The sequence below is a fragment of the Bacteroidia bacterium genome (assembly GCA_033391075.1).
GTDB lineage: Bacteria > Bacteroidota > Bacteroidia > J057 > J057 > JAWPMV01.
On sequence record JAWPMV010000001.1, the window covers coordinates 2,633,401 to 2,646,679 of the forward strand.

Consider the following 13,279-nt stretch of genomic DNA (forward strand, 5'->3'; position numbering starts at 1 on the left):
ACATTACCGACGTGGAGTTCAACTTAATTTAATTGATAAAAATTACTGTTTACCCCAATTTATCTTGACTGTTCTTTTAGCACTATGAGGTTAAATTCTACTAAATCTTCCTTGCCTATCTCCTTTTCTGGCAAAGACGTTGCAACTATTCAAGCAAAAAACAAGCTATTTTCTTTTCTATTTCTACTTTTTTTCTCTTTATCGACTATCCAGCTCGATGCACAGATTAGTTTTAATTCAGCGAACCTGGATTTAAATGGAGTGGTTACCATCTCCAATGCTACTTCTCTGGAATTTGGTCCGGATAATCGTTTGTATGTAGCTGAGAGATATGGAAAGATTAAGGTGTTGGATATTCAGCGCATCGGATCAGCAAATTATCAGGTTACTGCTGCTGAGACGATCTTACTGGTTGAAAGCATTCCTAATCACGATGACGATGGAAGTACTACTTCTCAAAATCTAAGACAAGTAACAGGTCTGATCGTTGAAGGGACTCCAGCAAATCCTGTCATCTATGTTGGCTCTAGCGACCCCAGAGTAGGGGGTGGTGGTAGCGGTGGTGATAAAGACCTGGATACCAACTCTGGTATGATCACTCGAATTACCAAAAGTGGTGGAAGCTGGATAGCAGTGGATATTGTAAGAGGACTCCCCAGATCTGAAGAGAATCACGCCAACAATGGGATGGCTTTTACTTCTTATGGAGGAAAAGATTACCTCATGGTGACTTCTGGAGGAAACACCAATGCAGGTGCACCTTCTAACAACTTTGCATTTATTACTGAATATGCACTGGCAGCAGCTGTAATAGCTGTTGACCTGACTGCAATTGAAGCCATGCCTATCCTCACGGATGCTAGCAGTGGCAGAAACTATATATATGACATACCTACCCTGGACGATCCTACCAGAGCCAATGCCAATGGAATCACAGATCCTGATGACGGAGGTTATAATGGTATCGATGTTGGAGATCCCTGGGGAGGAAATGATGGATTGAACCAGGGGATGTTGATGCCCGGAAGTCCGATCATTATGATTTCTCCAGGTTACAGGAATACCTATGACCTCGTTATAACAGCAAGTGGTGGTCTCTATGTTACAGACAATGGGCCAAATGGTGGCTGGGGTGGTTTCCCGGAAAACGAAGCTTCTGCCAGTGTTACCAATAACTACCGTTCCGGCGAACCGGGAAGTGATCCTACTCAGCAGGATAATGGAGAAGACGGAGTTCAAAACCAGGACCACCTTACCTGGGTAACCGATGATATCAGCACCTATGTTGCAGGTAGTGTATATGGGGGACACCCTTGTCCAGTTAGGGCGAACGTAAATGCAGGTCTTTATACAGTGGGTAGCCATTCTAGTGGTGGAGCTTTCTTTAGAACGGTTACTTATGATCCAAATGGATCAGGAGATGAAACAGATCCTTCAAAGGCTTTGCCAGCAAACTGGCCTCCGGTTGATCCTAGTCTGATCGACGTAAGAAATGCAGACTATAGAGATCCTAATAAAACCAATCCAGATGGTGATGATGATTTTTACATGACCAAATTGCAAAACAACTCAAATGGAATTGCAGAGTACACAGCTTCAAATTTCAGCGGAGCTATGCAAGGAGATTTGATCATAGGAAAGAGTGGGGGAAGTTTGCACAGACTTATCCTTAATAATGATGGCTCTTTCAATGCAATAGAAAATAATAAGTTCTCTACCGGAGGAGGTAATCCATTAGGAATTACCTGCCAGGGAGATACAGATGTATTTCCCGGAACCATTTGGGTAGCTACTTTTGATAATAGGGTTCACCTCTTTGAGCCCGCAGGATTCATTTCCTGTATCCTGCCTGGTGATCCCGGCTACAATGCTGCCGCGGATAATGATGGTGATGGATATACCAATGGAGATGAAGATGACAATGGAACAGATATGTGTTCCGCTGCATCCAAGCCCAATGACTTCGATTCTGACCTCGTTTCAGATTTGAATGACCTGGATGATGATGGCGATGGAATCAATGATGATAGCGATCCCTTTCAAATGGGGCAGCCTTTCGATATTCCTCTGATCAATGAATTATTCTCTGATAACCTTACGTTAGGAGGGTATCTTGGACTGGGACTTACAGGTCTTATGAACAATGGAGATCCCAATCCTAACTATTTGGATTGGCTTGATATTCCAGGAGAAGCAGGATCACCAATCAATGATATTATGGGAGGTGCTATCGGTGCAGTTACCATTTATCAAACAGATGGTGATGCTTTCAGTGATGATCAGGAAAAAGCCTACCAATATGGAGTTAATGTAGATAATACTTCTGGGCAATTCATTGCAACAGCTCGTATGATGCCTCCTTTCCACAATCATACGGGAGGAGAATCAAATGGTATGTTTATCGGAAATGGTTTCCAGGATGATTATATCAAACTTGTTGCCTATTCTGGTGGCTTAAAAGTAGAAGGCGAAAGTGGCGGAACAACTATAGCAGGACTTCCAAGTGGAGCGCTAGGTGGTACTCCTACCAATAATCTCGATCTCTTTTTGGTTGTTGATCCGGTTGCAGGTACTGTACAGGCTAAATATGCAATAGACAATGGAGCAAGTATCAATTTAGGAAGTCCTTTTTCAGTAAGTGGAGCATTATTGACTGCTATCCAGTCCAATACTACGCCTATGGCGGTAGGACTGATTGGAACCAATGGTGGTAATGCCGAATTTGCAGCCAATTACGATTATCTGAATGTAGTTACGGATAAGCCTTTTGTAACACAGGTACTTCCTGATGTAGAAAGACCTACCAGTTCTCCTCAGGAAACCACCAATCTTGATAATTATTTCGATGATAATGATGGCGTAGGAAACTTAACCTATACCGTAGAGAATAATACAAATCCTGCGGTTGGAGCGACTATCGCATCTAATATTCTGACCTTGACCTTTCCAGCAACTCCAGCAGAAAGTGATATTACCATAAGAGCTACAGATGGAAACAGCCTCTTCGTTGAGCAAACCTTTAAGGTTACTGTCAGCGATGCTCAAACGATCTTATATCGCGTGAATTCAGGAGGAGTTCAGGTAAATTCTATAGATGGAGAAATGAACTGGGGAGAAGATAGTCCGGGTACCAATAGTCCTTATTTGATTGATAATGGATCTAACCATACTTCGGGCACAAGCATGAACTCCTATGATTCTTCGGTAGATGGAGCAACAGTTCCTACTGGAATTTGGAGCAATGAAAGGTCTGACTTTGATGGAGGCGGTTTGATTGAATACCAATTCCCTGTGAGTCAGGTTGGTGCTTATGAAGTTCGTTTATATATGGGGAATGATTGGGGAGGATCTAATGATCCTGGTGAGCGTGTATTCCATGTACAAATCGAGGATCCTATTCCATCTGTTTATTCAAATGTTGACCTAAGTGATCAATTTGGACATAAAGTAGGTGGGATGATTTCCTTCACTACTCAAGTGAGTGATGGTAATCTGAATATCAGATTCCTACATGGTCCTGCGAATAATCCACTCGTTAATGGCGTCGAAATTCTCGAAGGTAAATTCGGAAGCAATCCGATTGCTGTAAGCAGTGTGGCTGACCAGACTTCTGCTGAAGGAGAGAATGCAAACGTAACGGTTTCAGCTTCAGGCGGAACAGGTAATCTGGCCTATAGCGCCACAGGTTTGCCTCCGGGAGCGACTATAGACCCTACCAATGGACTGATTGGAGGTACAATTTCAGCAGGAGCATCCTCAGGTAGTCCTTATACGGTTACTGTTACCATAGATGACTCAGATGCAGCTTCTGATGATATTCAAAACATCCAGTTCAGCTGGACCATCAGTGGAGCTATCTTCCCTGTAGAATGGTTAAGCTTTGATGTAAGAGAATACCAGGGTAATGCAGTCTTGAACTGGGAAACTGCCAGTGAAATCAATAATGACTACTTTGAAATTCAGAGATCATTGGGAGGTGGCCTTTATCAGACAGTTGGTAGGGTAGAAGGTACTGGAAATAGCAGTACTACGACTTCCTATTCATTTGTGGACGAAGACATCCTTTCCCTTAATGTGACCAACTTCCTTTACAGACTTAAGCAAGTTGACTCTGATGGAGTGTTCAATTTTAGTCCGCAGGTAGAACTCACGATTGATGTTCCATTTATGGGATATCCTGTTCCTTTCAGCAATGAATTGAACATTCGATATTTCCCCTACAGATTTGACAATCCTCAAATCAGGATTGTAAGTAGTCTGGGACAGGAAATGTTCCGTGCAGACATTATGGATACTTCAGGAATTCAGTATGTGAATACAGAATCCTGGCCAAGCGGTATATATTTCATCCACTTGAAATCCAACCGACCTAATCAGGTTTTTAAAGTGATAAAAGAATAAAGAATCAAGATAAATTGAGATGTGTAGTCCCTGTCGATCTATGGATTGGCAGGGATTACTTCTTTCTGAAGAAAATATTGATAGGTGTTCCTGAGAAATCAAAATATTTTCTCATCTGATTTTCCAAATATCTTTTATAAGATTCCAGTACGTGATCCGGATGATTTGTGAAGAAAAGGAATGTAGGAATAGCTGCCGGAATCTGGGTGATGTATTTGATCCGAATAATTTTGCCTCTATGTGCCGGAGGGTGGTGTCTTTCTATAGCTGCCAGCATCACTTCATTCAATTCATTGGTAGATACTTTTCGCTCTTTATTCTCAAATACCTGGGCGGCAGCCTCTAGTAATTTCAGGAGTCTTTGTTTGTTGATCGCTGATACAAAAATAATGGGGACATCACTGAAAGGCGCCAGTTTTTCCCGAACTTTTTCAGCATAATCTCTGGCCGTATTGGTTTCTTTCTCCAAGAGGTCCCATTTATTTACCCCGATCACTATCCCTTTATTACTTTTTTGGATTAGGCTAAAAATAGCCATGTCTTGTGCTTCGATTCCCAGGGTAGCATCTATCAGGAGGATGGCTATATCACAAGCTTCAATTGCTTTGACCGTTCTAAGGGTGGAATAGAACTCAATATTTTCCTCTACTTTGGCTTTTTTTCTTAAGCCGGCAGTATCGACCAGAACCAAATCATTATCAAATGCGGTAAAACGAGTATGAACACTGTCCCTCGTGGTTCCGGCTATAGGTGTTACGATATTAACATCTTTGCCTACCAGGGAATTTATCAGACTGGATTTTCCCACATTAGGACGGCCAACTATCGCAAATTTTGGAATATCTCCATAGCCATCATCTTCAATTTCTTCTGGCAAGAGTTCAACAATTCCATCGAGCAAATCTCCCGTACCTCCTCCATTGGCAGCAGAAATACCAATCACATCGCCTAATCCCAGTTCATAAAACTCATATACTTCATGGGCTTGATTGCTGCTGTCCATTTTATTGGCAGCCAGAATCATTTTCTTGGTACTTTTTCTTAATAGTTGGGCGAAAGTTTTATCCAGGGGAGTTAATCCGGCCCGACAATCGACAACAAATATGAGGACATCTGCCTCTTCCATCGCGATATGTACCTGCTCTCTTATTGCAGCCTCAAAAACATCCTCTGAACCTGTTACATAACCACCCGTATCTATAACCGTAAATTCCCGTCCGTTCCATACAGCTTGTCCATAATTTCTGTCACGAGTTACTCCGCTGTGATCATCGACAATGGCCTTCCTTTCTTCAATCAGGCGATTGAAGAGGGTAGATTTACCTACATTGGGTCTTCCTATAATTGCTACAATTCCGCTCATGCCTCTAGAGATGTTTCCAATATTTTGAAATGGGGCGCAAGCTACGAATTTTAACGCGCATCCAGCAACAATCCGTCAAATAACCAATTCGCAAGGAGTTTTCTATTGCCCTCTATCACTAATCTTCCCTGATCATTGCGGTTTTTGATATTGCCTAATTCAATAAATACGGCAGTAGGATCCGTTTCGCGAAGCATATGCAGATCTCGGGAAGTTACAGAGCCGTTATACCCTCTGTCTTTGCGGTACTCATCATACTTCTGGCGCATAGTCTCCTGTAATTGTACGGCCAGTTTCTTGCTTTTATTGTCACCAATCTTATGGTAAAAGTATACATCAGTTTTTTCCCCCTTGCTTTTAGAATCCACATGAAGGACCACTAATCTCTGATAATTCACTCCCTGCCGCTTGTTCTTTTTATAAAGCATATTTATCGCGTCAGAACGTTGTGCCAGGCGAAGTTTCTGGCTCTCTGGTATATCTTTATCTACCCAGCAGGTTTCATCTTTATCGCAGGGCAAAATTTCCCCTGAACGAATTCCATCATCTTCATCCCTGACTATCAGATAGACCGTAGCTCCATGAGATAGAAGGTTCCATGCAAGTCGCAGCGAAATATCATAGGCATATTCATCTTCACAAAGACTTTTTCCATAGAAAACACCTACTGCACCTGGATCCGGACCTCCATGACCTCCAACAATGTAGTAAACTCTTCCTCGCAGTCTTGTGCTGTATAAAGGGACCCTTTCTTCTTCTTTCCCGAAGATAGGGTAGGTGCCTCTAAGCGGGGTTCTGCCCGGGCGTGTGCCGCTGCCTGCACCTGCTGATGGTCCGCTGGGCATGCCAGGTCTAGATGCGGAAACTCCAGCACCCAAAATCGGTAGCTTTTCCGAACGACAATTCATCCTGCTATATGGAACCCATAGCTCTCTATCCTGACGGTAATCCCCTCTCTTTATCCCGGCCTGATGCATCATCTCATTGTATTTTTGGATGCTTTCAGCCCATTCGAGATCGTTGACCCCTGTAGTTGAGCGAATGCTTTTTCCATTATATACATAGAGATAAATGGGGAGTTTGTAGGTTTTACCCAGAACAAGACCCTGACGGGGCCGCATGCCATTTACCTGCCGGAAGTATTTCTGGTTACAGGCAGTATTTACTTCATAGTTTCTGAGTATGGCTAACATTCCTTCGCCTTTTTGGGCGGTAACTTCCAGATGCTTTCTGGATTGGCCATTTAGATTGGCACAAAGGATAAGTGCCAGTATGAGAAGAAAAGATCTAGTAGAGTACATAAAACGGTACAAAATTGACTTTGGACGAATATACTAAATTCCTAATTGAAACGATTTTTTCAGGAAAAACTTGTTTTCAACCTTTCCCCAATTTTAGCATCTTTATAAATAAGGTTCCAAAAAGCGTGAATATCCATATATGAAATGGTTTAAAAAGACGATAGCATTTCTGTTTCAAATTTTCCTAATGGCCATTTTGCCATTCTGGCTATTCTTACGTGGATCCATTTGGTTGTATGAATCTTATAATTGGTACCACTGGTTTGCTGTCATAGCCATGTTTGCCCTGGTTTTTGTAATCCTGCTGGTTTATGTAGCGATGATATGGGATGCTGTTTTTGGAGCCAATAAAATCAGTAGAAGGAGTTTGAAGGGGAAAGTAGCGTTTGTTCTCATCCTGATGAGTTTTTATGCGGGTTATGCCTTGTTTTCTCTTTCTTCCGGCAATGCCAAGTCTGAAAAAGTTCATAATGAATATCTTTCTCTGCATCCATTTATGAGAATCGCCTCTGGAACCCTGATCTTTCTGGACAATGACCTCATGATTACCAGTGCATCTCGGGTGAAAGAAGATTATAAAAATATGGGACTAAAAACCCTTAAGAATTCTCTTCATTACAAGCAAAGTGATGGCTATGTTCACGCCCTTGATTTAAGGACCAAGGGGAGGAGCGAATTGAGAAATACGCTTACTATCTGGTATTTCAAAATAATGGGATTCAATACCCTCAGACATGTAGGAACGGCTGACCACTTACATGTATCTCTTTCCGTAAAAGATAAACCTGGCGCTATATAGCCAATCTCTTTCTATAACCATTATATCCAGATTGTTTTGTACAGCAAAGTTCATGGGTCAATGACAAATCCAAAGCAGGATTTGAGCTCACTACTCACTTGGCATATTCCTTTAAATAAGAAAAGGCAGGCCTATAGGCCTGCCTTTTCTTTTCATGTAGACAGCCAGGATTATTTCTTCTTTAAGAATCCTTTTGCCTGTCCAACCCAGTCATCTCTATCCATATGTCCTTCTGTTAATTCTATCGCATCATTGACCAAAGCTACGTCGCGATTGGTAAGTTTGGATAGTTGTTGGAAGGTATAGATTTCCAGTGCATTGAGTTTGTCTTCAATAAAAGGACCGATCCCATTGATCTTCTGCAGATCATCTTTATCAGCTACACTTGCCAGGCCGATTCTATCATAATTCAACCAGGATTTTCTTCCTTTAACTCGAGTAAGGATGAGATCTTCTTCTGATATCAATCCTGCCTGACGTTTAGATTCAAGCACCCAGCCGGATTTTTGGAATTTATCTTTTGGAAGGTCCAGCAAGCCATTAAGTTTTGCCTGATCTCCTTCCGTCAAATTCGCAATCTGCAGGAACTTATAGATACCTAATGCGTTGAGTTTCTTCTCTAATAAAGCTCCTAGACCCGGTAAGCGTTTAAGATTATCCTTATCATCAGGACCTCCAGATCCAATTCTTCCCAGATCAATTACTCCTCTTTGAGCCGAGAGAGAGGCAAGTAAAGCTTCTTGTTTTCTCTTTCTTTCAGCTGCAGCATCAGAGCGTCCACTACCGGCTGAAGCTTTCAGATTACTAATCTGACCTTCCAATTGTTTAATTCTTGCCTGTAAAGCAGCATCGGCATTAGCCGAACCAGAGGCAGAACCCTGTAAACTCAGGTATTGAGTATTTAGGCTTGAATGTTCTTTCTCAAGAGAAGAATACTTTCCTTTGAGAGAATTCAGTTCAGCGCGCAAAGAATTCGCAGCGCTATTGTCTACTACTGTCTCTGTATTTGTTACAGATTTTTTACCAAAGATACGCCCAATGAGGTATCCCAGGAGTGCGGCCACAGCCATGAGGCCTAGTATGGTTAAAAAGCATGACATTCCGTCGCAATTCGCTAACATGATGTTATATATTTTTTGTGTGTTATTCGATTATAATAATTTCAGCTCGGCGGTTGGCTCTACGACCATCGTCCGTTTCATTAGTTGCAAATGGTTGGCTTTCTCCTTTACCACTGCTAATGATTCGATTTGCATCGAAACCGCTTCTCACTAACCAGGCTTTGGTTTCTGCTGCCCGGGATTTACTTAAAGTCATATTTCGTCCAGGATCTCCCTGACTGTCCGTATGTCCGGTTACAGAGAGCTTTGCCGCTGGAACTGCATCCAGATAGGTTTTGGCATCCTTCAAGAATTTTCGTTGAGCATCTGTTCGGATGATTATAGTAGAACTGGTTTCGAAATAAACTTTTTGAGCTGCCCCTTTCAGTCTTTTGCCTAATTCTTCCAATGCTTTGGCAGCATCTGCATCACTGCTTTCTCCCTTCATCCTATTGATGATTTCGAAATAGGCACCATCAAATGTGATCCCATCCCGGAATACCATATCGCTGGACATAATAGAAGACAGTTCCATAGAAGCTTCGGGGAGCCCCAAACTCATCAGGTAATTCTTCAAGGTATCTGCTCTCGCAAGTCCCAGATTTTCGAAGGAAGACTTATTCGCTTCAGATTCTTCGTAATAGCCTGTGACGGAAAGGACCTTATCGGGATTCCCTTTCAGGTAATCTGCTATTCCTTGAAAAGCAGCTGTGACTTCAGAAGGTATTTCTGGGACAAAAGACGAACGAGGGAAACTAAAATCCTCGACCGAACCGATGGAAAATTTATCTCCATCACTTAGTTCAAATCGATAAATGTCTGTTGATGTTTCCGGAGTTCGTGTTTGTGGTGTTTCCGGCTCACTTACCTCAGGAGTAGTTGCGACTCCTTCTGTGGTTTGGGCCGTAGCTGTAGGTTCGCATGCACAATAGCGATTTTGGTACCACCAGGGCCCCAATATCAAGCTTATCAGCAATAGTAAAACCCATAGCCAAAGTAATCGACTCATGGTATATATGTTGATTTAATTGAGAATGTAGTTGCAGCTCTATATATGTAATTTAATATATACAAAAATATAATAAATTTCCTAAGTATGAAATATCTAAAAATTGAAAGGTTAGTTAATAAAAAACTTTGCTATATGTCCTTTCACCTGTTTAGATGGGAGAATGGCGTTCAGGTAACATTGAAAAATAGAAATTCCACAAAAAAATATATTATGAATCAGGAAGTAGCAGGGCAAATAAAAAAAGGCCGGTATAGCTACCGGCCTTTTTGATTTATATTTTGAAGAATTATTCTCCGATTTCGTCAATTCTTTCTTCCATGGTTCCGTCCATGTTTTTAAGAACGATGTCTTCATAAACTGCATAGTTTACGCAGTAAACAAATCCGACATAAATCAGCATTCCTGCCAATCCGGCTATAACGGTAATGGCGATAACAAGAAAGTTACCACTTGCACCTGCTATAAAACCGAGAACTCCCATTCCCACTGCAATAGATCCTATCAGTACTAGCATAAGCAGAATGAAGCTCAATACCTTCTGACTTACAATCTTTCTACTAACCTCCATAGCATCCCAAAACTTTAATCTTCCAAATAGGATATTAGGCTGAGTAAATGAATATAAAGTGGAAATAACGATTGTCAGAACCAGACCTAATCCTCCGTACATAGCTATCTTAGGGCCCATAGTGGTTAGTTGAGCCATGAAATCTTCAGAATTTTCGGTAAAGGCCATAGGATTTTGCATATCTGCTATCCATTCAAAGAGATTTGAGCCAACAGCTAAATACACTCCAATTAACATCGGCAAAGCTGCCAACCATCCGGCCACTAGATTGCCCAGCCAAAGCTGAACCATGTCTTTTAGGCCATCGAAAAAGTTTCCAAACTCTACTTCTTGATTCTGTGCAATTCTATGCGCTACCAGGATAAATCCTGCTCCAAGGCCTACTGTAGGAATCGCTGCAACCTGTCCGAGAATGAAACTCAAAAAGGCATTGCCGAATCCCAGCATTTGTGCGATAGTACTAATAATCATCGAGAGGATGATGTAAATGATTATATAACCGATAAAGCCACCGGCATTTTCTTTAAAGAGCTCCCAGCCTCTACTGAGATAGTCTCCCAATCGGAATTCATACCCAGATTGTATGATCCCTTCGTAATCTTGTGGATTTCCATCGTATGTTGCCATAATTGTCTGTTTTATTTTATAAGGTTAAGTGTGTGCCAATATCTAATAGATGGAGGGTTTTTCCTGCATCGGTATATGCTTGCCTGGCTGCGTCATGATCAATTTTAAGTACATCCATGGTATCATAATGCATACCAATGACTCGATCACATTTTATAAAGTTGGAAGCAATAAGGGAGTCTTCAACTCCCATCGTAAAGTGTCCCCCTATACAAAGAATAGCGAAATCTATTTTATGCATTTCGCCAATTAGTTTCATGTCATAATGCAGAGAAGTGTCTCCTGAATAATAAAAATTAACTTCATCACTTTCTACAATAAACCCACAGGGATTACCTGCGGGGCTCCCATCAGGCAATGTGCTGGAATGAATTGCCAATACCATTTTTACTTTGCAATATCCCAGGTCTATTACTCCCCCAAAGTTCATCCCGATTCCTCCTTCTACTCCCTGAGTTTCCAACCAGCTAACAATCTCGTAATTTGAGATCACCGGTGCAGAGGTTCTTTTACTGATTTCCACTGTATCCCCCAAATGGTCGCCATGGCCATGAGTGAGGAGGATGTGATCAGCAGGAACGCTTTGATGGTCAACATGAGAGGCAGGATTGCCACTAATAAAAGGATCGAATAGTAGGTGTTTTCCGTTAATTTTCACTCCAAATGCAGAGTGGCCATAGAAGCTTATTTTCATAAATTCAGTAGTTTTCCTATGTTGTAAGATGCCGTTTTTTCGAGCAAAAGACAAGCTTTCTGAAGAATTTGAGGAAGCTTGAATTGTCGGCTAAAAGATAAATGAACTTTTCATCCTATAGTATGTTTGTATTGGAATAGTAACATTTATTACACGATATGAAAGCGATTTGGAATAATCAGGTATTAGCCGAAAGTGATGAAACGGTAGTGATCGAAGGGAATCATTATTTCCCTGCTGATTCTTTGAAAAAAGAATTTTTCAAAGAAACCGAGCATGAATCTGTTTGCTTTTGGAAAGGAACGGCCAACTATTATAGCCTTGAGGTAGATGGTCAGACAAATGAAAATGCTGCATGGGTATACCACAAGCCCAGCGATGCAGCATCACGAATCAAGGATCATGTAGCCTTTTGGAAAGGGGTAAAAGTAGAATAACCAATTATTTTGCAGTATAAAGCCGAAGTGGAGATGTCTTCACTTCGGCTTTATGCTATTCCAGCAATTCTCTAGCCGCTGAGATTGATTCCTTTATAAAGGTTTCTATGATTTCCTTCTGATTGTCAATTCCTGCAAATTCCCGGGCATTCAATAGCGTGCCTACCCAACCTTCCGTATTCCATTTTCCATGACTCAAGTCAGGAAGACTAACTTTTTCCGTGTCAGGATATGGCCACATATTGATATAAATATAGGGGAGGGTAGAAGATCCATCTCCTGGACTCATCCCAACTCCTATAGATTTTCCTTCCCCCAGATCCAGTAGGCTGGCAATATCGAAATGATGAGGCCAGCATCTTATTTGCGAGGCTTCTGTACTTTCGGACAATAGTTCTGCCAATAGGGCATGTGTATTCCCAAAATAAGCACCTAGCACCTCAAAAGCTTCTGAATCTCCCAGGTCAAACTCCTGTTCATAGGTCTGAAAATCAGGGAGGTCATCTTTATAGGGTTGGTCCAGGGAAAGCTTGTCTTTATCAAATCCTCTTTCCGAAAGGGTTTCTACCACTTTATTGAATAGGCTATTCCAGTTATTTCCTTCAAGGGGAATCTGGGAACTAAAAGATTCTTCCAGAATCAAAATCCCGGCTGGATTGAATTGAAGAGCAATAAATGTTGTTCCTGAAGGTCCCGACAAGGGATGAGATACGAGGGAATTGATTTCCGTCGCCCAGCCCAGGTTTGCATGTACATCTTCATGATGGCCCCCCAGATAGGATCGCGCTATGATCGCAGGGATCTGAGCAGCATGATGCAAATTAAGTCTGGCAATTTCTAATTGAGATTCCGTGAGGCTGGGGATATTTTTCCAGGGCATAAATAGATGGACTAATGATGAATATTGCTCAAGTATATAACACAAGGTAGAAAAGACATGACTAAAAGCCGACACAGTTTGGTATTTCCCGGGATAA

The 13,279-nt window shown here is 41.7% G+C and carries 10 protein-coding genes; 3 read left to right on the top strand and 7 right to left on the bottom strand.

The features are described from left to right. Window positions 1-111 precede the first annotated feature (111 nt). Window positions 112-4,401, top strand: a complete 4,290-nt coding sequence (locus R8P61_10680) for a malectin domain-containing carbohydrate-binding protein (GenBank protein MDW3647521.1) — start codon at window positions 112-114, stop codon at window positions 4,399-4,401. A gap of 55 nt (window positions 4,402-4,456) precedes the next feature. On the opposite strand, the gene der is transcribed toward R8P61_10680, so the two are convergent. Beyond that, the gene (gene der, locus R8P61_10685; protein MDW3647522.1) at window positions 4,457-5,764 is read right to left on the bottom strand and encodes a ribosome biogenesis GTPase Der; all 1,308 of its coding nucleotides are present in this window, start codon (window positions 5,762-5,764) and stop codon (window positions 4,457-4,459) included. Between the two features lie 50 nt (window positions 5,765-5,814). Continuing rightward, a complete protein-coding gene (locus R8P61_10690) occupies window positions 5,815-7,065 on the bottom strand; it encodes an N-acetylmuramoyl-L-alanine amidase (protein ID MDW3647523.1) in 1,251 nt (416 codons plus the stop codon). A 139-nt stretch (window positions 7,066-7,204) separates the two neighbouring features. Between R8P61_10690 and R8P61_10695 the strand changes: the two genes are divergently transcribed. Next, entirely contained in the window at window positions 7,205-7,864 is a 660-nt protein-coding gene (locus tag R8P61_10695) for a hypothetical protein (protein MDW3647524.1), read from the top strand. 170 nt (window positions 7,865-8,034) lie between these two features. Here the strand turns inward: R8P61_10695 and R8P61_10700 are convergent, their stop codons facing one another. The 4 genes from R8P61_10700 to R8P61_10715 form a co-directional block, all read right to left on the bottom strand. Next, the gene (locus R8P61_10700; protein MDW3647525.1) at window positions 8,035-8,964 is read right to left on the bottom strand and encodes a hypothetical protein; all 930 of its coding nucleotides are present in this window, start codon (window positions 8,962-8,964) and stop codon (window positions 8,035-8,037) included. A 43-nt stretch (window positions 8,965-9,007) separates the two neighbouring features. Then, window positions 9,008-9,973 (bottom strand): OmpA family protein, encoded by a 966-nt coding sequence (locus R8P61_10705; GenBank protein MDW3647526.1) that lies wholly within the window; start codon window positions 9,971-9,973, stop codon window positions 9,008-9,010. Window positions 9,974-10,262: 289 nt separating this feature from the next. Next, complete coding sequence (locus R8P61_10710; protein ID MDW3647527.1) at window positions 10,263-11,171, bottom strand: hypothetical protein; 909 nt, start codon at window positions 11,169-11,171, stop codon at window positions 10,263-10,265. A gap of 16 nt (window positions 11,172-11,187) precedes the next feature. Further along, a complete protein-coding gene (locus R8P61_10715; GenBank protein MDW3647528.1) occupies window positions 11,188-11,865 on the bottom strand; it encodes a metal-dependent hydrolase in 678 nt (225 codons plus the stop codon). A 158-nt stretch (window positions 11,866-12,023) separates the two neighbouring features. Between R8P61_10715 and R8P61_10720 the strand changes: the two genes are divergently transcribed. Next, entirely contained in the window at window positions 12,024-12,302 is a 279-nt protein-coding gene (locus tag R8P61_10720; protein ID MDW3647529.1) for a DUF427 domain-containing protein, read from the top strand. A 55-nt stretch (window positions 12,303-12,357) separates the two neighbouring features. Here R8P61_10720 and R8P61_10725 read toward each other — a convergent pair whose 3' ends face one another. Next, window positions 12,358-13,182 carry a hypothetical protein gene (locus R8P61_10725; protein ID MDW3647530.1) on the bottom strand — a complete coding sequence of 275 codons (825 nt, stop codon included), beginning with the start codon at window positions 13,180-13,182 and terminating at the stop codon, window positions 12,358-12,360. Window positions 13,183-13,279: the final 97 nt, after the last annotated feature.